We start from the raw sequence: 19300 nt of genomic DNA, 5'->3' as shown, positions 1-19300 counted from the left end.
ATTGTAATTATTTCCGGTAAATATATTCTTGACACAATTCCCCGGGATATATATAATAAAACTTGCGAGTTACGTCGGAGTGGCGGAATCGGCAGACGCGCACGTTTGAGGGGCGTGTGGGAAACCGTGTGGGTTCAAGTCCCACCTCCGACACCAGATGAAAAGTAAACCCCGTAAACCTAAGGTTTACGGGGTCTTTGTTTTTTCCTACCCTTACATTTTTCCTCCGCTTATCATTAATAAGTTAGGATTTAACATTCCAAAAATCATAGCAATATGGGCTACTGCTAAAAATACGGCAACAAATACGGCATGTATGAACATTTTTTGTTCCGGGGTTTTATTCTTATAAATTACTCCAATTTCTAGTAAGGCCATTCCCATCAATGGTATTACTCCTGAAAGGTAAAATCCAACCGCTATAATATCTACTATGCCCCGCCAGCCACCACCAGTGGTTAAAGGAATTACTGCTTTAAAAAATAAATAAATAAATACTCCCAAAAAATAAAAACCGCCGATAATTCCCGCAAATTTGTTTAATTTTCGAAGCCCACTGCTAACATCCCTATTAAATAAAATAAAAAGTTCAGTAATTGCCACCGTTTCCGCCAAAATAACTGGTATGGCCATAAAAACAATTAAATTCCACGGCTGATTAGTAGCTAAAAGTTCCATGTAATGAGTCATACTCATCGCTCACACCTCCTTCTATTACATTATGTAGTACCATGTAAATCTTACAAAAGATTTATTACAATTTTGTTAACAAAAATCTACAAATTTATAAAATAATAAACCGATGATCATAACCATCGGTTGGTAATTAAAATAATTTTACTAATGGTTCAAAGCATAATGGTGAATCGTTTTGAGGGGAATTCACCAAAGGGGTAACTTCATACATATCCATTTCTACCTCAGGATATGGAACTAAGAAACTTTTTAGTAAGTTGAAGTCAGAAATAGTAGAGTCAAGCCACAGTGAAATAATATCATCTTTTAAAATCACCGGCATCCGTTCATGGACCCGGGCAACTAAAGCATTTGCCATTGTCGTGATAATAGTACAGGAGTAGACATTCCTTCCCTCGGGTGAACGCCATAGATCATAAAGCCCGGCAAAAGCAAAAGGCCTTTTGTCTTTTAAAATAATGCGGTAAGGTATTTTTTTTCTACCTCTTTTTTCCCATTCATAAAAGCCATCGGCAAGGATAAGACACCGCTTCTTATTTAAGAGATTTTTAAAACTTGGCTTTTGGTCAATTGTCTCCGCTCGGGCATTAATCATTTTATTGCCAATTGCCGGGTCTTTTGCCCAGGACGGAATTAATCCCCAGCGGAATAATTTCAGGCGGCGACCATTATCCCAGAGGACTACCGGTACGTCCTGGGTAGGTGCGATATTATAACGGGGTTTTAGAGGAAAATCGATAGGTTCTAAATCAAAAAGCTTTTCTAAAACCGTAAAATCTTCTGCCATGGAAAATCGTCCGCACATAATACCACCTTGACAAATTTTTATTAAATACGATAATAAATTAAAAATACCAAAAGGAGCAGTAAAATGAAATATCTTATCTTAATAATTTTGTGGCTAGTATTTTGCTTTCTTCATAGTTTCTTAATTCATCCACCGGTAGAAAATTTCTTAAAAAACAAGTTTTTTCCCGAAAACTCTTATCGGATTTTTTATAATCTAATTTCCATTTTTAGTTTTGCCATAGCCTATCTATACTTAAAGATCAACTTTCCCGAACCAAAACTTATTTCCATTCCTTTTTGGCTAAGTGCAATTTTTGTTGTAAGCGGAGTTTTTCTTACCCTCTGGAGTTTTTCCTATTATGACCTGAAAGAATTTTTAGGCTTTACTTCAAAAAATACTATAAACTTTGTACGAAAGGGACCTTTAAAATATCTTCGCCACCCGTTATACTTAGCAGCTCTCCTTTTAATTTGGAGTGCAAGCTTTAATCTTCCAAGGCTTTTAGTAAATATTATCTTAAGCGGATATATTTTTCTAGGTATTAAATTAGAGGAAAGAAAGTTAATCAATATCTTCGGTGAAGAATACGAAAACTATAAAAAAGAGGTACCGGCATTATTTCCGCTACCTCGTCGTATTTTTCGCAAGTAAGTTTTCCCGGTCTATATTTAAAAGTGCTTCCACCACTACAGGATCAAACTGGGTACCGGCATTACTTATAATTTCTCCTATTGCCTCATCTACCGACCGCCCCCGGCGGTAAGGACGGTCTGCTATCATTGCTTCTAAAGCATCCGCTACCGCGCATATCCGGGCCAAAAGCGGTATCTCCTCTCCTTTTAAGCCAAATGGATAACCACTGCCGTCATATTTTTCTTGGTGATATAATGCTACTTTGGCTGCTTCTTTTAAGTAGTCTATATCCTTTAATATTTCGTAGCCCAGCTGGGGATGCTGCTTGATAACTTCATATTCCTCCGAAGTCAAAGGACCAGGTTTTAAAAGTATTTGGTCGCTAATCCCAAGCTTTCCTATATCATGTAAAAGTGTACCCCAGTTTAACACTTCCATATCTTTTTCCGAAAGCCCCATTTCTTGGCCAAGAGCCATGGCAATCCGGTTTACTTCCAAAGAATGTTGCGCCGTCTTGCTCTCCCTTTTTTCCAAAGCCTTAAAGAAGGCCCGGATGGTATCTTCATAAGCTTTTTTCAATTTTTCATTGGCAAGCCTAAGCTCAGAGGTTGCTTTATGTACCTGATGTCGTAAATAAATAACCATCAGCCAAGCGGTAAGTATAAGAAATAATGCAATACCTAAAATATTTCTAAAGTAGTATAGATGATTATTACGATTTAAAAAACTCTGCCAAAAATAATTTTCCCCAAACCATTCATCCTGAAGTTTTTTAAGTTCTCCTGAGAGCGTTATAGCTTTAATTCCTGAATTTAGCTTTGCTAAAACCTCTTTATTTCCTTTTTGTACAGCAAAACAATAGCTGGTAGTTAGAAGCGGCTTTCCTATCGACTTAATTTGCCTATTCATTCCATATTTATTTATCCAGTAATACCCTGTAAAATAATTGCCCACAACGGCATCAACTTTCCCTTTTTTTAAATCCTCAAGGGCTTCAAGCTGGTTATTATAATAATAAAGATTTATTGCTGGGTAATTTTCCTTTAAATATTCTTCTGCCAGATCCCCCCGCTGAACACCAACTCTCCGATCTCTAAGGTCTCCCGGACCGCGGATAAAAAAGTTGTTTTGCAGGACAAAGATAACCAGGTGATTTTCAAGGTAAGGTTCCGAGAAATCAAAATACACTTCCCGTTCCGGAGTTTTATTGACCCCAATTAACACATCGGCTTTGCCATTCATTACCTCTATTTTGGCTTCATCCCAAAGCTTAAGATTAATAGTAAACGTAAGCTTTGTTTTTGCCTCAATAAGTTTTAAAACCTCAATATCATACCCATCGGGGTTCCCTTCTTGATTTAAAAAGACTAGGGGCGGATAATTGTTATCGCCAACAGCAGTATAAGCTTTTGCTAAATTTGGAGATAAAGTTATTAAACAAAAAGCTAGAAATAAAATTCTCAATACTTTCCACTGCAAAGCCTGTCCCTCGTTTCCTGTGAGTTTACAAAAAATTTTACAATATTTATCTTGCTTCTACAAGAAAAGCAGGCTATCGCCTGCTTTTAAACTTTTTTGGGACGCCCACGACGTTTGCCGGTCATTTTGGTATTGGACTCTTTTTTACTTTTACTATCAAGTGTTTCCAGGCTTTCTTTAATCTCTTTTAAGCTTGCTTGGAGCTTAAAAAGCTGTTTTTCAGTTTTCTTTAACTGATTTTTTAAAAGATTATACTGCTTTTTTGATAATAAAACTTTCTGTTCAGGTCTTCCCGGAGAACGTTTGCCAGCAAATTTATTAAAATCCACATCGAGTTGTAATAAGCTAATAGTATTGGGATCCCGACGGTTTTTCCCTTTTTTAATTTTTATAACCCCATTTTCCGCTAATTTTTGAATTGCAGACCAGATATTAGGCCTTTGATATTTATATTCCCTACCTTCTGCTGCAATTTTTTTGTTTATTAATTCGGTTATTTGTTCTAACGTCATTTTTATAGATTGTTCGGGAGCTTCTTTTAGTAATTCAATAATATAATGCTTGGCCGTTTTTTTATTTATATTGTTAGTATTTTGAGTGCTATTTCTATTTTCTATAGTATCAGTAATATTAATATCTTCATTCTCATCGGAAATCTTTGTATCCTTTTTACGAACCATTTTCTTCACCTCTTTCGTTTTTTATTATAATTATATTATCATTAATTAAAAAAAATTTTAAGTAGCAAATATAAGTTTTTTAGAAAATTTTTAAACTTTTATGTAAACTTTTTTTGTTATTTTAGTTGACAATTATTTGTAGATCCGGTATCTTAAAAGAAAAGTTAACTTAGGAGGTGTTTAGGTTGACAATTAAAACATCCATTAACGCTGCCCTGTTAGCAGCGGTCACTGCTATCTTGGCTCAAATCGCCATTCCACTACCCGGGGGAGTACCTTTTACTTTACAGGTCTTTGCTGTTTTTGTTGGCATATTACTTTTTGGTAAGAAATCTTTTTGGGGAATGCTAGTATATTTGATTTTAGGAGCCATTGGCCTACCCGTCTTTGCCCAGGCCCATAGTGGCATCGGAACAATCCTAGGACCCACCGGAGGTTATTTAATAGGGTTTCTTATAAGCGGATTTATCGGTGGTTTAATAGTTGAAATTAGCAACTTTAAACTTTGGGGCATGATCACAGCAATAGTTGTTTCCCTCTTAATTATTTATACCCTTGGAGTAGCCCAACTTGCTTTTGTCCTTAAGCTACCATTAAATAAAGCAATTGCCGCCGGAATACTACCTTTTATTCCTCTAGATATTCTAAAAGGGGTTTTTGCCATCCTCTTGGTAAAGCCTGTACAAAAAGCCCTTAATTCGGCAGGGATTCAAATTAATGTTTAATCTTAGGCCTCATCATTTGTTATGTTTCTTAGGTTTTCGAGGTCTGGGCTACAATGATGCCTTTACCCAAAACTTTGCCAACATTCGCGAAAATATTCTTTCTAAACCAGGGTTAACTTTAACTTTAGAATCCCTTCCCGATGCCATCTGTCAGCAATGCCCAGAACTTACAGAAGGCTTTTGTAAAAACGAGGAGATGGTAGTATTAAAAGATAATTTTCTGTTAAACTTTTTGGAAGATAGGAAAATAACCGTTGAACTGGCGTATCAAAAATTAAAAGCCCTGGAAGAGAGTAAATTTATCACCCTCTGCCAGGACTGTAGGTGGTATCCCCTCGGTTTTTGTCTTGAAGGTTTTCGAAAGTTAAAGTCCACCCCTTTATTTCCATAAGCCCCGGGAATTTTCCCGGGCTTCTTTTTGAAATTTGACAAAAAGCTTGGAGTATTTTACATTTGGGGGAACAGTCATCACCTGCGCATACCCTTCTAATAACAGCCAGGCATTAAACATTTTAGCCCGAATTTCCCCTTCGCTGACTTTTTCAGGTTTTTCTAACCAGACATAGGCTAAATCTCGACCGTATTTATCTTGTTTCCCCACATCATACTCTAAAAAAACACGCCGTCCCGGGTAGAGAACCTTTTTTGTATATTTATATGCTTCTTTCCCATAAGGCTGCTCTTTAATTCCCAGCTCTGGATGGGAAAGTTCTGGCGTATTTACCCCAATCAATCTTATATTAACCTTTTTCCCGGAAGAAAACCTAACTTTAATTGTATCTCCATCAATAACCTTTACTATTTTAGCCTGAATAAAATTCGCCGAAGCATCAACAGCCCCAGTGCAGCCTTGAATTATAACAGCAAAAATTAAAAGTACAAACCAAAGCGCCCTAACTTTTCTCCTGTTCATAACCTTCCCCTTCTTCAATAATTCTGGTGCTGAAATTCCCATAAATCACCTTTTGACCATCCGCGGTAAAATACCTGGATAACGCCCAAAAAGCCTTTCTGGTAAATTTCACCGGTAGATTATTAACGATAGTATAGGGAATCTTACTTTTAAAATAAACTGGTCCATCCATGGGAAAAGACAATCCACCTTTTATTTTTAGATACAGCCAATCATCTTTTGCCATAATCCCTTCGGCAATATACGGTGCATCTTCAACGGAAATCTCTTTTTCTTCGCCGTTATGGACCAGATAATAACTTCCATTTTTATAGGTTAAACTTTTAAAAAATAACTCAATTACCTTTTCGTTAATTAAAAGTCGTCCGTCGTAATACCAATTACCCTCTTTGTCCAAAAAAATTTTAATGGTTATCATCCCCCATTAGTACAAAAAGCGGTACATTTTATAATTCCATAAAACTTTTTTTACAAAAGCTTTCGTTTCTTTAAAAGGATAAAGGTTGGGGTTACTGGCTATGTTTTTTTCCCGCCAGATATCCACATTGGCAATTCCCGCATTGTATGCCCCCAAAGCCAGCTCTAAGTTATCATACCGGTCAATTAAATATTTTAAATAATAGCTTCCTAATATCAAATTTTTTTCCGGGTTAAAAAGTTCTTCTGATCTGGAAAAAGGTTCATTTATCTCCTTTGCCAGCCAAAAAGCAGTCTTTGGCATGATTTGCATAAGTCCTAAGGCACCTTTCGCCGAAACAGCTTTGGGGTTAAAATTACTTTCCGCTTTAACAACTGCCGCAACTAAAAGCGGGTCAACTCCGGCAAACGTTGCCGCATCATAAATATTTTCCCGGTATTTAATGGGATACAAGACCTTACCCCAAAAAGGAAAAAGTAAAATTCCCATAATTAAAATAATAAGGAAGGCGGTAAAGCCATTTATTTTTTTGGTCAATCCTTTCACTTCCATTCTTGCAAAATAGCTATAATTTGCTCCCGGGTTTTCTCAAGGCTGCCGCTATTATCGATAACTACGTCCGCAAGCCTTGCTTTTTCGTCCAAAGGCATTTGGGACCGTATCCTTTTTATTGCTTCCTCGCGCGTAAAACCGTTTCGGGTCATTAATCTTTTTATTTGCTCTTCCTCTGGAACATATACCACCCAAATTATATCCACCAAGTCCTGCATTTGAGCCTCAAAAAGTAAAGGAATATCCAGGACTATCCGGTCAATCCCTGCTTCCTTGAGTTGGTTCAGTTGACTCCTAATCTCCTTACCTACCTCCGGATGGGTCAACCGGTTTAATAGAGCTAATTTTTCCGGGTCAGAAAAAACTATTTTTCCAAGTTTTATCCGGTCAATTTGTCCATCCTCTTTTAAAATCTCCCGCCCAAAGTTTGCAATAACTTTTTGATAGGCAGGCTTGCCCGGGTTTAATATTTCCCGGGCAATTTGATCGGCATCAATTATTATAAAGCCGTGCTCCTCTAAAAGTTTAGAAACAGTGCTTTTCCCCGAAGCAATCCCTCCGGTAAGGCCTATTACCGGCATTAAAACACCCCTTATCTTAAAATATGCGGGAAATCCCCAGATATATTAAAACCAGTGAAGCTAAATACCGAGAATTATTGCGAATAAAACTTACCTTTCCGTTTTGCTTACCAAGAAAAAGTCCCAAAGCTAAAAGGCAAAATTTTACCAGCCCAACGTTAGCCATTGTGAGTAAAATAGGGTAACCGGAAAGGCTTAAACCAATTCCCGCCCCAAACGCATCTAATGCCAGGGCAATTCCCAGTAATATTGCCTCTTTATAAGATAAAACTCCCGAATCATCCCGGTCGGCTAGCTGGGGCGCTCTTAAAATTTGGAAAATTAGCCCAAAAATTTTAAAGCTTAACACCACTTTCGGCTGGGTAGAATCCTTCTTTATTTCACTCCCACCGGCAAAAAATACATATATTCCAATCGCCACCAGTAAAAATGCCCCTAGATACCGGGTGAAACTTTCCGGAATAAATATATTGATAAATTTACCCAAAAGCATAGCAAAGCCAATGGTGAAGGCAGAAGTTACACTAACCACCACCACCGATGTTACTGGTACCCTAAGACCTCTTAACCCATACGCTAATCCTGCTCCAAACCCGTCCAAACTAAGCGCTAGCGAAAACAAAAGTAAAGTAAGTTCCATTTTGGCACCTCCCCGTCTTTTCTAAATTATTTTATGACGGCTTTGAAGGTGCCTGTCCTAATTTATTTCTGGCAGTTTGGACAATAATGGGTACTCCGCCCGGCATGTCTTTCCCTGATTATTAAATTGCCGCAGCGAACACAAGTAAAACCCTCTTTCCCGTAAACTTTTAAAAAGTGCTGAAAACCGCCCTGACGGTTTTCCGAATCCACATAATCCCGAATGGAAGTTCCCCGGTGTTCTATCCCAAGGGTCAAAACCTTGCGAATAGCTTTAAATAATTTTTCCCCTTCGTAATCCTTTAACGTGGCTGCAAGCCTCTTCGGAGAAAGCCCCGCTTCAAACAAGATTTCGTCAGCGTAAATATTACCAATGCCTGCAATAATTTTTTGGTCTAATAAAAAGGCTTTAAGATTTTTCTTAGACGCCTTTAGCTTGGTTCTTAAATAATCAATGGTAAAATCCTCTTCCAAAGGCTCCGGTCCTACTTCAGGCATTGCAAAAGAAAAACCACCAAACTGCCGGACATCGTTATAATGCAGCTCAACATCCCCCAAGTCAAAGACCGCATGGGTATGCTTATCTTTAAGACAACCCTTAGACAATACTAAAAGTTTCCCGGTCATCCTCAAATGAACCGTTAATGTCTCCTTGCTGGAAAGACCTATTAAAAGATACTTACCTCGGCGCTCGAGGGAAATAATTTTTTTCCCTGCTACGCGACGGGTAAATTCTTCCACCGTCATGTTTTTAACAACCTTTGGCAGGTAAACTACAACCCCATGGATTATTTTGCCTAAAATTTTGGGAATAAGACTCCTTTTTATCGTTTCTACTTCTGGTAGTTCTGGCATTTAAATCTCTCCTTATTTAGCTTCATACCAGTTTTTCCCCATGCCAACTTCAGCAATCAGGGGAACTTTTAGTTCCACCACTGATTCCATAACCTTTTTTACCAGGGATTTTACTTCCTCCACTTCCTCTGCCGGTACCTCTAAAACAAGTTCGTCGTGCACCGAAAGTAACAACCGGGATTTTAACCCCTTCCGTAAAAGCTCTCTCTCCATGTTAATCATTGCAAGTTTAATTATATCAGCCGCAGTACCCTGGAGCGGCGTATTCATGGCAGTCCGCTCACCAAAGCTCTGTACTGTACGATTTTTAGCGGTTAACTCCGGAATATACCGCCTTCGTCCAAATAAAGTGGTCACATACCCCTTTTCTCTAGCAGTCCGAATAAGCCCATCTAAATACTCCCGAACCTTTGGATAGTTGGCAAAATAGTTTTTAATGTATTTCCCGGCAACCTCCCGGGGAATTTTTAAATCCCTGCCAAGCCCAAAGTCACTAATTCCGTATACAATACCAAAATTTACCGATTTAGCATGAGACCGCATTTCTAAAGATACTTCCTCTAAAGGTACCCCAAACACTTCCGCGGCAGTTTTCCGATGAATATCTTCTCCTTTTTGGTACGCTTCGATTAACTTTGGTTCTTCGGAAAAGTGAGCAAGTAACCTTAGCTCAATTTGTGAATAATCCGCCGAGATTATATAATCATAACCCGTAGAAGGAATAAACATTTTGCGCAATTTACGCCCAAGCTCGAGCCGCACAGGGATATTTTGGAGATTGGGCTCCGAGGAGGCCAGACGTCCGGTTAAAGTGCCTGTTTGATTAAAAGTAGTATGAAGTTTACCGGTGTACTCATTGATTAAAGGCATTAAACCATCGGTATAGGTAGACTTTAACTTCATAAGCTGCCGGTAATTTAATATTTTCCCTACAATTTCATGATACGCAAAAAGCTCTTCTAATACTTCCGCATCGGTAGAGTAGCCGGTTTTCGTCTTCTTAATTACGGGGAGACCTAATTTTTCAAAGAGGATAACCCCTAATTGCTTGGGCGAGTTTAAATTAAACTCTTCTCCCGCCAGGGAATAGATTTCCCGGGTTAACGCTTCCATTTGCTCCCCAAGCTCTAACGACATCTCTTTTAAAGCTTCCCGATCCACCTGAATGCCGGTAAACTCCATCCGGGCTAGGACCGGAGTTAAAGGAAGTTCAATTTCTTGATATAACTTTTCCTGCTGCTGTTCCCGTATTTTCGCCAGCATTTCTTTTTTTAGATAAAATAAACCTCTAATGTTTAAAAAAAGGTCGTCATACACCGGTAAATTATATTTTATATACAGTCCGTTAAGCCCCGGATTTTGGTCGGCAGGATTTAATACATACGCTGCAATTCTTGCATCAAAATTCACTTTAGGAAAAGAAATACCTTTTTCCAGACAAAAGCGGTAAATTCCTTTGGCATCATCGGTTATGATTTCTTTTCCCCGGAAGATTTCTTGCAAATCAACCAATTGGTCTAAAGAGTAAAAACTTGTCTTTTCTCCATCATCAACATAAAATCCATCATTAAAGACCACAACTACTTGGCCTTCAGCCTTTATAATTTCAATATTCACCGTCTCTTTGCTTTCTTGGTATTCTTTTTTTACTTTGGGTTCTACCTCTTTTAAGAAGCTTTTAAACTCTAAACGGGTAAAAAGTTTAGCCGCTTCTTCATAATCTGGTTCTTTGACTTTTAAATCCTCCAAGGAAATTTCTAACGGTATCTCCCGCAGAATTGTAGCTAATTCTTTAGAAATTTTTGCTAAATTTTCGTGTTCGGTAAGCTTTTCTTTTAATTTGGGTTTCAACTCCTCTTTATGGGTCAAAACTTCTTCTAATGAACCATAAGTTTTGATTAAATCCAAAGCGGTCTTCTCACCAATTCCAGGAACTCCCGGTATATTATCCGAAGGGTCTCCCATTAAGCCTTTAACATCAATAAGCTGGATCGGTTTTAAGCCATAGTTTTCTTGCACTTTAGCTAAATCCATTTTGACAAGATCGGTTATCCCTTTCTTCGTAAGGTAAACTGCCACTTTTTCCTCTACCAATTGTAACATATCCCGGTCAGCCGTATAGATTTTTACCTCATGGCCATGGTTCACAAAAACCTTTGATAAATGGCCGATAATATCATCAGCTTCGTACCCCATAAGCTCTATATAGGGAATATTTAAAACCTTTAATACCTCCCGCACCAGGGCAAATTGAGGTACCAGTTCCTCGGGAGCTTCCTTACGGTGTCCTTTATAAGCTGAAAACTGGTCGCTGCGGAAAGTCTTCCGGCTAACATCAAAGGCCACCGCGAGATAATCGGGATTTTCGTCTTTTATGACTTTAAAAAGCATGGTTAAAAACCCGTAAACCGCCCCGGTAGGCTCACCTTTGGAAGTTTTTAGGGGCGGCAGGGCAAAAAAGGCTCTATGTAATAAACTATTTCCATCAACCAAAACTACTTTTCCCATGATAACCTCCAAAATATTTATTTAAGTTTATTGTACCAAATAAATTCTCAAGGAAAAAGAAAAAACACATAGAGGCAACAGGAGTTACTCCTACGCCTATAATTATCGTTGGGGCGGTTCCTGCCGGGGCTTACAACAAAAAAGCCGCCATTTACCGGCAGCTTATATATTTTTATTATTTTTGTTTTTTCTTTAAACCGAAAGGTGCCACAAGTAACAGTAAAATTATATAGGGCAGTAAGTAAATTACCAGGAAAAATAGTTTTATTAATATGGTAAAAAAGTTATTAAAAGCTTTTATGAACTGATCTTTTATCTTTTTCCCCAGGTTCTTAAAACTTGAATCCTCACCAATCTGTGCTTCCTTTTCTTTTACTACTATTAAATTTAAGGTCGAATACGAAACATCTTGTTTTAAGTCTTCAAGAGAAGCTTTGGTAATCTCCAGTTCTTCGGTAAACCGATTTAGCTCCGCTCTTACTGCCATGATTTCTTCAATTTTCTTAGCTTTGGCAAGTAAGGCCCTTACCGCTGTTATCTCTGACTCCAAATTTTTAATCCTAATTTCCATATCGCGATAAGCTTTAGTCACATCTTCAGTATTTTCACTATAACTTTCAAACTCTCCTTGTTTTTTTAAAACTTCAATAAAACCGGCAAGCTTATCCGCTGGAATCATTAAAGTAAGTTCCCGGCTTTCTTTGTCTTCCCGGGAAAAACGTACATATCCCTCAACTCCTTTTACTTGCTGGCTGAGCCACCGGTCAAAATCCTCAAGCTTTTGAAATTCTAACAAAAATGTTTTACCTTCGAGAGCTAAACTTTAAAATTTTTGCCCGGGTAATCGTTTGGCTGCCGTATTTTTGATTAATAAAATCAATAGCCGGGTAAAGACTTTCCCGCCGCACATCCTCTCCAAAAAAAGAAATTTGCCTTCCCCTTTCGGTAGGAATTAAAGGTGTTGCTGTAACTCCAATTAACCGTACTGGCAGCTCCCCGTGATAATTTTCTAAAAAAAGCCTTTTAGCCTCCCGGTATATTACCTCATCCATCCAGGTAGGCTCCAACAGCATCGTATGCCGGGTATAGGTTATAAAACTTGAAAGGCGAATTTTAATGCTGACACCCCCAGCATAAAATCCTTCCCGCCGAAGCCCCCGGCCCACCGCCATAGTGAGCCCTAAAAGCTTTCCTAAAAGATAATCTACATCGCTACTGTCTTTTTGAAAGGTAATTTCTTTCCCTAAAGATTTCGGTATGCGCTCCGGAATTACCTCCCGAAAATCAATCCCCCGGGACAAGTAATACAAATTTTGCCCCAGAATCCCGAATCTTTTTCGCAAAAAAAACTCAGGAAGCTCCCAGAAATCCTGAACCGTTTTTATTCCCATGTCATTTAGCCGCTCTTTCATCTTTTCCCCCACTCCCCAGAGCATCTCTACCGGTAGTGGCGCTAAAAAATCAAGCACCACATCTTCGCTAACCTCACAAAAGCCATCGGGCTTGTTTACTTCAGAGGCCAACTTGGCTAAAAATTTATTAGGCGCAACCCCTACCGACGCTGTAAGAGCCGTTTCCTCAAATATTCGCTTTTTTATTTTTTTGCCGATTTCGACTCCCGTTCCAAAAAGCCTTTGACTCCCGGTAACATCAAGATACGCTTCATCTAAAGATACCGGTTCAACTAAAGGAGTATATTCGTAAAAAATTTTAAAAATTTTCTCTGATACTTCCTGATACTTTTTATGGTTTCCCGGGATAAACACGCCATGGGGACAAAGTTTAGCGGCTTCCCACAAAGACATTGCCGACCTTACCCCGTATTTCCGGGCTTCATAAGAAGCCGCCGCCACTACTCCCCGCTCCCCCGGAACTCCTCCCACAATCACCGGTTTACCCCGAAGCTCTGGATTATCCCGCTGCTCCACCGACGCAAAAAAAGCATCCATATCTACATGGATAATCACCTTCTCCACTTTAATCCCTCCGTTAGAACATTTGTTCGATTTTATTATAAAAAAAATTTCGGGTAAACACAACTTTCCCGGAAATAATATTTTTCCTGTTGCAAATTTAAAAAAACTTTACTATAATAATCTTTGCAGAATTTCTAAACCGTGCCGAGATGGTGGAACTGGCAGACGCGCCGGACTCAAAATCCGGTGGGGTAACACCCGTGCGGGTTCGACTCCCGCTCTCGGCACCATATATTATATATAGTATTTTTATGTCTTTTTATAATAATATTAGCATATAAAAATCCGAGGTATACAAGTACCTCGGATTTTCACTTATTTAATACTTATTTAATAAATTTATTTGTCAAGGGGGACAAACAATATGAAAAATAAGCCAGTTGATTTGAATGATCCTTTTAACCTGGTGGTTAAAGAAGTAGAAGTAGCTTATACCCCCGATGAATTAGGGGACAGCGATACAGAAATAAGAAATTTTATATTTATTGCTCCTTACAATCCTGATAGCTTTTCCGATATAGTAGATCTTTTGACCGAACTCGAAAGTTTAGGGATAGAAAAAGAAATGATTGAGCTTATGACCGCCAAAATCACCTACTACGAAAACCGCGATGGCTTTTTGTGTAAAGTGACTAAAGAACTACTCCATCACGGTGATGAAGAAGTCTTTGAAATAATCCTTGATAAAGAACTTAAAAACTATAAAAATTATATAAGAGAAATTATTGATAATGTTGAAAAAGATTCTAAAAAAGAGTAACAAAATTACTCAGCTAAAGCAAGGGCTAATTCCTTTTTAATAACCTTAATTTCCATTTCATGAATTCCTGTAATCTCGGCTAAAGCAAAGAAATTCTTTTGATTTTGTTTAACATCCTGAGAAATATTTTTTACCACCGCTTCAATGACATCCATTCGTTTATTTAATTCATCTTTAAGTTCGGCTATTTGCCTATCTGTTTGCTCCCGGTGAGCTTTTTGAATTTCAGCAAGTAGTTGAAGCTTTCTATTATTTTCTTCAATTAAGGTAGCATTTTTGGCAATATCCTGCTTCATGACTTGCATTTCTTGCTTCATGACTTGCATTTCTTGCTTCATGTTTTGCATATCTTGCTTCAAATCGTTTATATCATGTTTTAGACCCTGTACATCATGCATTATTTGCTGCAAAATATCCAAAACTTGATTTTCCACGCTCATCACCTCTTAATTTAAATTATATAATAGGCTTTTGCAAAACCAAAAAGCCTTAAAAGAATTGAATTACAAGAGATAAAAATTTTTTATCACTCCTGATTTTTATAGGAGATTGCCTCCGCTTTATTGAATTATTTTATTTGTTTTGGCAAACAACACAAAAACAATAAAGCAGGAGGCAAAAATTATGAACGGTCGTCAACTAATTTTTAATTTTATCGAGATTTTTACCTCAACTCACAAAGTTAATTTCTATACTAAAGTCTTTGATGCGCTTGACCTGTCTGATTTCCCGAATTTTACGCCTTCTAATTCTGGCCCTATCGGTTACCCCAGGCGGGCTCTTCTTAGAGCTTTTTTTGTTATGAAGTTTGAAAAATTTGGCTATATTTCTGATTTAGTCGATTACTTAAATAATAACCTCATTATCGCCCACCTCTGCGGTTTTGATATTTCTAAACCCCTGCCTTCTTATTGGACTTTCGAAAGATTTATTAAAAACTTGGATAATAAATTACTCAAAAACATCATGAGAAAACATGTTAATCTTTTAAAAGAATTAGGCTTTATTGATGGTTCTTTTGTTTCTTTAGATTCAACTCCAATTTACGCTAACACTAAATTAAACAATCCTAAATCATTTACTAAAGATAGATTTTCTAAGTCTAACCCTCCTAAATCTGATAAGGATTGCAAATTAGGCGTCCGTACTGCTAACAATGCCAATAATAACAAGAAATACGAATTCTTCTGGGGTTATAAAAACCATGTTTTATCAGACCCCATTTCCGGTCTTCCTATTGCTGAAATTACTACTACCGCCGATGTCGCTGATTCTTCTATTGCTATTGATATCCTTCGGGAAACTAATGAATGGTTTTCTCTCATTGAAACTTACTTCATCGCTGATAAAGCCTATGATGTTAAAGATATTTATAACTTTATCCGTCAAGTTCTTAAAGGCCATGCCTTTATTCCTTTAAACCTTAGAAATTCTAAAAAACATAAACAATTACCAAGTGGTCATGTCCTTTGTGATGCTGGTCTTGCTATGCATAAAGATGGCAAACAGTATTTTATTGATAAAATCAAATATAAATTTTCCTGCCCCTTTAAAAACTCTAAAAACGATAATCTTTGCCCTTGCAATCATCCTAATTACTTTAACGGAAAGAAAAACCGTGGTTGCACTAAATACATTACTGTTAATTACGACTATCGCTCTTCAATTAACAGAGATTCTGTTTTCTTTAAAAAGATTTATGCTCTACGAACTGAATCGGAAAGATACAATTCTCGCTGGAAAAACCTAAATCTTGAAAAAGCTTTTACAAGAAACTTTAATTCTATTGCTAACTTAAATACTATTGGCCATATTTGCCTTCTCATTCTGGCTATTGCTGCTATCAACGATAACCTTGTTGATAAGTCTAAATCTCTTGTTGGCTTCAAAACTGTTGCTTAACTTTTTATTTTAGCCCCTATCTTCTTTAAATTTTCCCTACTTTCTCAAGGGGTTAGTGTATCCTTTTTTATACCCATTTTTTTACATACCTTTCTGCTCATCCCATTTCATCACCTACTACAATAGTTAGCTTCCAACTTTTTCTTTTTTTACTTTGAAATTTACCTAATTATGCTCATCCCTTAAATTATATAACTTTATAAAAGAGCTTTCTATAAATTTTCTTTTTTGGTTCCAGATATTTTTATAATTTCCATTTCCCTTTTTTAACTTCTAATTTCCCCGCCATATTAAAATAAATACCAAAGCGCACCTCACTCAGGCCTTCTCTCCAAGAATGCTTTCCACTCTTTTTCCCATTTCCCGGGCAGCTTTATTGGTAAACGACAGAAGCAGTATGTTTTTAGGGTTAACCCCTTTTTTTATCGCCAGCGCAGTACGATGGGCCATAACTAAAGTTTTTCCGGTTCCGACCGGAGCTAAAACCACCAGCGGTCCTTGCCAGCGATACACAACCTGCCGCTGTTCAAAATTTAAGTTTTTAAGGGCAGCTGCCAGCAAAAATATCTCCCCCATTTAACTTACTTTTCTTTAAGCCCGGTAAAATCCAGACTTACTCCCATTTAAACCTTACAGCCCAGATTGCACTAATACCAAACCAAAGCAAAAGTACCAGAAAATCTCTACTTAAACTAAATTGTGACGGCACTCCGCTAATAACCTGACGCATCGCATCGGCTAAATAGGTAAGGGGAATAACCTTGGCCACCGGTTCTAAAAACTTGGGCATAATGCTCAAAGGAATAAAAATACCGGCTAAAAACATCATGATAAATTGAAACACCTGGATGACACCTTCCGCACTTTCAGTAGTCCTGGCAAACGATACCAAAGCAAACCCGAGAGAAATAAAAGCCAACGATCCAAAAAGAACCCAGCCTATTAATGAAAACCAGTTTCCGATAACTTTTAAGTCATAAACAAAATGCCCTACCAAAACAATTAAAAACGCCTGAACCAGGGAAACAATCATCCTTACAAAGATTTCACTGCTTACAAAAATAGTCTTGGGAAGGGGTGTTGCCCCTAATGAACGTAAAATCTTTTTCTCTCTCAAGGTAACTAACCTAAGCGATCCAAATAAGCCCAGCTGCATTAAGGTCATTGCTAAAATACCTGGAATATAATAGTTTATCTGATTTAAAGATTTTGCTCTAATCCCTTGCGGAACAGGGTTTAAAAGTTCTGGAGCTCTGGTTATTTGTCGTTCAATACTATTAAAAATTTGGCTAACTGTAGATAACAAAGTTTGATTGGTATCCGCTTGACTTTGATCATAATAAATTTTAATTTCCGTTTTCTTCCCTGTACTTAAGTTTTCTGTCAACTCCTGGGGAAGCACAATTACCAGCGAGCGTTTACCGTTGTCTAAAGCTTGTAGTTCTTCTTTTTCTTTCCCTTCGTGAAGTTTAAAAATTGAAACCTTGTCAAAAGCCTTTACAATTCCCGTTGAAACTGGGCCTTGATCTAAATTCACCAGCCCAATATCATAAGAAACATTCTTCCCACCACCTGAAAAGATGGTACCAAAGATAAAGACAAACAGCAACGGAAAAACAATGTACCAAAAAATAGTCATCTTTTCCCTTATCATTTCCTTAAAATTTGCCAGAACTAATTTGTAAAAAATTTTCATTCGCGAATACTCCTTCCGGTTAGTTTTAAAAAGACATCTTCTAAAGTCGCCTGACGAATCCGAATATTATCCAGAGAAACTCCAGCTTTCGAAGCAAGAACCATTAATTCAGAAATAGTTAAGGCTATATCCGTAGAGTACAAAGTTACCGAATCTTCGCTCACCTGCACCCGCTTAACCCCGGGAACATCAGCTAAACTTTTCCTCTCCGTAAAAGCCGTTCGGGCTAACTCCAAAGCGGTTTCTTGAAAATTCCCTTCTATTAGTTCCTGAGGCGACCCTAAAGCAATAATCTGCCCGTGGTCCACAATCGCCACCCGGTCGCAAAGCTTCTGGGCTTCATCCATAAAGTGGGTGGTTAAAAACACAGTTTTGCCAGCATTTTTTAAACTTAAGATAACATCCCAGAGTTGCCTGCGGGACTGCGGATCTAAGCCGGTAGTTGGCTCATCTAAAAAAATTATCTTTCCATTACTTACCAGAGCCATAGCTACAGAAACCCTCTGTAACTGTCCTCCAGATAACTCCTTTAAAAGGGCATTTCTCTTTTCATAAAGCCCCACCAGCGTAATAGCCTCTTCTACCGGAAGAGGTCTTGGATAGAAGCTTGCAAAAAGCTCAATAATTTCATACACTTTTAGCCTTTCAAACAAAAATACATTTTGCAACTGCACTCCTATTTGGTTTTTTAAGCGGTTGGGTTCGGTCTCAGGGTCAATCCCTAAAACTTTAACCTCTCCTCCATCCCGGCTTCTTAAGCCAATTAATATTTCCATCGTAGTAGTTTTACCTGCTCCATTTGGTCCAAGCATCCCAAAAACTTCCCCAGCCTGCACCTGAAAACTTATTCCATTTACCGCTTTTACCTGTCCATAACTCTTTGATAAATTATTTACTTCAATAACCAATTGGTTAGAATTTTTCATCAATTCAATCTCCCTTCAATCGTACATGAATACAATCAACCTATCAACCTAATTTTTATCGTATCACTTAACAAACCTTTATCCAACTCTTTTTTGCAAAATCGACTACAACCTCTTAAAAGAATGTAATGTAAGATAAAGAAAAATTTTTCCGGAGTGATAAGTTTGGCCGATTTCTTGGGTCTTTGTCCATAAAGCACAGGAATACACTGTACCGTCCAAAGAAATGATTGTAGTAGCTATTTTACGAGAAGTATTCGGCGGAAATGAAAAAGAAAGCCGCTGGGTAGAAGAGAAGCAGGAGAAATATGTTCTACCTGAAAACTTAAGGCGTTTTTACGAAGGTTTAAAAAGCAAGCCCAAAAACTCCTGCTGTTAATCTCTTAATAAAAAAAAGCCTTTGGAGCATTCCCAGAGGCTTTTTTTATTTGATTACTCTTTTCACAATCCTAATTTCCCGCTCTTTCCTGAGCCACTCCTGACTTTGTCAGTTAGCAAACAGTGTACTGCCTAAAAACCACCGTCAAGTTGTTAATTTTGCAGGAGTGCTCATCTCTTTAGCGGTATTATT

The 19300-nt window shown here is 37.8% G+C and carries 22 protein-coding genes and 2 tRNA genes; 7 read left to right on the top strand and 17 right to left on the bottom strand.

The features are described from left to right. Positions 1 to 73: 73 nt before the first annotated feature. Positions 74 to 156, top strand: a tRNA-Leu gene (locus cpu_RS10695). A gap of 57 nt (positions 157 to 213) precedes the next feature. Here cpu_RS10695 and cpu_RS10690 read toward each other — a convergent pair. Further along, entirely contained in the window at positions 214 to 696 is a 483-nt protein-coding gene (locus cpu_RS10690; protein ID WP_075859971.1) for a DUF6803 family protein, read from the bottom strand. A gap of 130 nt (positions 697 to 826) precedes the next feature. Continuing rightward, complete coding sequence (locus cpu_RS10685) at positions 827 to 1501, bottom strand: SOS response-associated peptidase (RefSeq protein WP_075859970.1); 675 nt, start codon at positions 1499 to 1501, stop codon at positions 827 to 829. Positions 1502 to 1567: 66 nt separating this feature from the next. Here cpu_RS10685 and cpu_RS10680 point away from each other — a divergent pair, with 66 nt between their 5' ends. Next, entirely contained in the window at positions 1568 to 2137 is a 570-nt protein-coding gene (locus tag cpu_RS10680) for a methyltransferase family protein (protein ID WP_075859969.1), read from the top strand. Here the strand turns inward: cpu_RS10680 and cpu_RS10675 are convergent. Next, complete coding sequence (locus cpu_RS10675; RefSeq protein WP_075859968.1) at positions 2111 to 3598, bottom strand: HD domain-containing phosphohydrolase; 1488 nt, start codon at positions 3596 to 3598, stop codon at positions 2111 to 2113. The genes cpu_RS10680 and cpu_RS10675 overlap by 27 nt on opposite strands. 86 nt (positions 3599 to 3684) lie before the next feature. After that, a complete protein-coding gene (locus cpu_RS10670; RefSeq protein ID WP_075859967.1) occupies positions 3685 to 4278 on the bottom strand; it encodes a hypothetical protein in 594 nt (197 codons plus the stop codon). A 185-nt stretch (positions 4279 to 4463) separates the two neighbouring features. Here cpu_RS10670 and cpu_RS10665 point away from each other — a divergent pair, with 185 nt between their 5' ends. Together cpu_RS10665 and cpu_RS10660 are read left to right on the top strand one after the other, a co-directional pair. After that, positions 4464 to 5003, top strand: a complete 540-nt coding sequence (locus cpu_RS10665; protein ID WP_075859966.1) for a biotin transporter BioY — start codon at positions 4464 to 4466, stop codon at positions 5001 to 5003. After that, on the top strand, positions 4996 to 5394 hold the full coding sequence (locus tag cpu_RS10660; protein WP_075859965.1) for a DUF1284 domain-containing protein: 399 nt from the start codon (positions 4996 to 4998) through the stop codon (positions 5392 to 5394). The genes cpu_RS10665 and cpu_RS10660 overlap by 8 nt, the downstream gene beginning before the upstream one ends. On the opposite strand, the gene cpu_RS10655 is transcribed toward cpu_RS10660, so the two are convergent. The 9 genes from cpu_RS10655 to dinB all read right to left on the bottom strand — a co-directional run bounded on the left by cpu_RS10655 (position 5383) and on the right by dinB (position 13445). Then, positions 5383 to 5916 (bottom strand): thermonuclease family protein, encoded by a 534-nt coding sequence (locus cpu_RS10655; protein WP_075859964.1) that lies wholly within the window; start codon positions 5914 to 5916, stop codon positions 5383 to 5385. The genes cpu_RS10660 and cpu_RS10655 overlap by 12 nt on opposite strands. Beyond that, positions 5897 to 6334, bottom strand: a complete 438-nt coding sequence (locus cpu_RS10650; RefSeq protein ID WP_075859963.1) for a DUF1285 domain-containing protein — start codon at positions 6332 to 6334, stop codon at positions 5897 to 5899. The genes cpu_RS10655 and cpu_RS10650 overlap by 20 nt, the downstream gene beginning before the upstream one ends. A gap of 6 nt (positions 6335 to 6340) precedes the next feature. After that, positions 6341 to 6871, bottom strand: coding sequence for a lytic transglycosylase domain-containing protein (locus cpu_RS10645; protein WP_159434005.1), 531 nt, complete (start codon positions 6869 to 6871; stop codon positions 6341 to 6343). Between the two features lie 5 nt (positions 6872 to 6876). Further along, positions 6877 to 7467, bottom strand: coding sequence for a dephospho-CoA kinase (coaE, locus tag cpu_RS10640; protein ID WP_075859961.1), 591 nt, complete (start codon positions 7465 to 7467; stop codon positions 6877 to 6879). A gap of 16 nt (positions 7468 to 7483) precedes the next feature. Continuing rightward, positions 7484 to 8107 (bottom strand): sporulation membrane protein YtaF, encoded by a 624-nt coding sequence (gene ytaF / locus cpu_RS10635; RefSeq protein ID WP_075859960.1) that lies wholly within the window; start codon positions 8105 to 8107, stop codon positions 7484 to 7486. A gap of 62 nt (positions 8108 to 8169) precedes the next feature. Next, complete coding sequence (mutM, locus tag cpu_RS10630; RefSeq protein ID WP_075859959.1) at positions 8170 to 8961, bottom strand: DNA-formamidopyrimidine glycosylase; 792 nt, start codon at positions 8959 to 8961, stop codon at positions 8170 to 8172. 12 nt (positions 8962 to 8973) lie between these two features. Beyond that, a complete protein-coding gene (gene polA, locus cpu_RS10625; RefSeq protein ID WP_075859958.1) occupies positions 8974 to 11469 on the bottom strand; it encodes a DNA polymerase I in 2496 nt (831 codons plus the stop codon). A gap of 175 nt (positions 11470 to 11644) precedes the next feature. Then, a complete protein-coding gene (locus tag cpu_RS10620; protein WP_075859957.1) occupies positions 11645 to 12265 on the bottom strand; it encodes a DUF4349 domain-containing protein in 621 nt (206 codons plus the stop codon). A 7-nt stretch (positions 12266 to 12272) separates the two neighbouring features. Then, the gene (gene dinB, locus cpu_RS10615; RefSeq protein ID WP_200800679.1) at positions 12273 to 13445 is read right to left on the bottom strand and encodes a DNA polymerase IV; all 1173 of its coding nucleotides are present in this window, start codon (positions 13443 to 13445) and stop codon (positions 12273 to 12275) included. A gap of 143 nt (positions 13446 to 13588) precedes the next feature. Here dinB and cpu_RS10610 point away from each other — a divergent pair. Together cpu_RS10610 and cpu_RS10605 are read left to right on the top strand one after the other, a co-directional pair. Beyond that, positions 13589 to 13675: transfer RNA gene (locus cpu_RS10610), tRNA-Leu, on the top strand. A gap of 134 nt (positions 13676 to 13809) precedes the next feature. Next, positions 13810 to 14205, top strand: a complete 396-nt coding sequence (locus cpu_RS10605; RefSeq protein WP_075859956.1) for a hypothetical protein — start codon at positions 13810 to 13812, stop codon at positions 14203 to 14205. A gap of 5 nt (positions 14206 to 14210) precedes the next feature. On the opposite strand, the gene cpu_RS10600 is transcribed toward cpu_RS10605, so the two are convergent. Then, positions 14211 to 14639 carry an MreC domain-containing protein gene (locus cpu_RS10600; RefSeq protein ID WP_075859955.1) on the bottom strand — a complete coding sequence of 143 codons (429 nt, stop codon included), beginning with the start codon at positions 14637 to 14639 and terminating at the stop codon, positions 14211 to 14213. 190 nt (positions 14640 to 14829) lie between these two features. Between cpu_RS10600 and cpu_RS10595 the strand changes: the two genes are divergently transcribed. Beyond that, the gene (locus tag cpu_RS10595; protein ID WP_075859954.1) at positions 14830 to 16107 is read left to right on the top strand and encodes a transposase; all 1278 of its coding nucleotides are present in this window, start codon (positions 14830 to 14832) and stop codon (positions 16105 to 16107) included. A 318-nt stretch (positions 16108 to 16425) separates the two neighbouring features. On the opposite strand, the gene cpu_RS10590 is transcribed toward cpu_RS10595, so the two are convergent. From cpu_RS10590 to cpu_RS10580, 3 genes are read right to left on the bottom strand one after another with little or no spacing between them, the layout of a single operon-like run. Then, on the bottom strand, positions 16426 to 16668 hold the full coding sequence (locus cpu_RS10590; RefSeq protein ID WP_075859953.1) for a UvrD-helicase domain-containing protein: 243 nt from the start codon (positions 16666 to 16668) through the stop codon (positions 16426 to 16428). Positions 16669 to 16720: 52 nt separating this feature from the next. Further along, positions 16721 to 17803 carry an ABC transporter permease gene (locus cpu_RS10585; RefSeq protein WP_075859952.1) on the bottom strand — a complete coding sequence of 361 codons (1083 nt, stop codon included), beginning with the start codon at positions 17801 to 17803 and terminating at the stop codon, positions 16721 to 16723. Continuing rightward, the gene (locus tag cpu_RS10580) at positions 17800 to 18729 is read right to left on the bottom strand and encodes an ABC transporter ATP-binding protein (RefSeq protein ID WP_075859951.1); all 930 of its coding nucleotides are present in this window, start codon (positions 18727 to 18729) and stop codon (positions 17800 to 17802) included. The genes cpu_RS10585 and cpu_RS10580 overlap by 4 nt, the downstream gene beginning before the upstream one ends. Between the last annotated feature and the right edge of the window lie 571 nt (positions 18730 to 19300).

Source organism: Carboxydothermus pertinax, assembly GCF_001950255.1.
In the GTDB taxonomy this organism is placed as follows: Bacteria; Bacillota; Z-2901; order Carboxydothermales; family Carboxydothermaceae; genus Carboxydothermus; species Carboxydothermus pertinax.
Note: the sequence above shows the minus strand (reverse complement) of the source record. Positions and strands in the feature narration are given on the sequence as shown.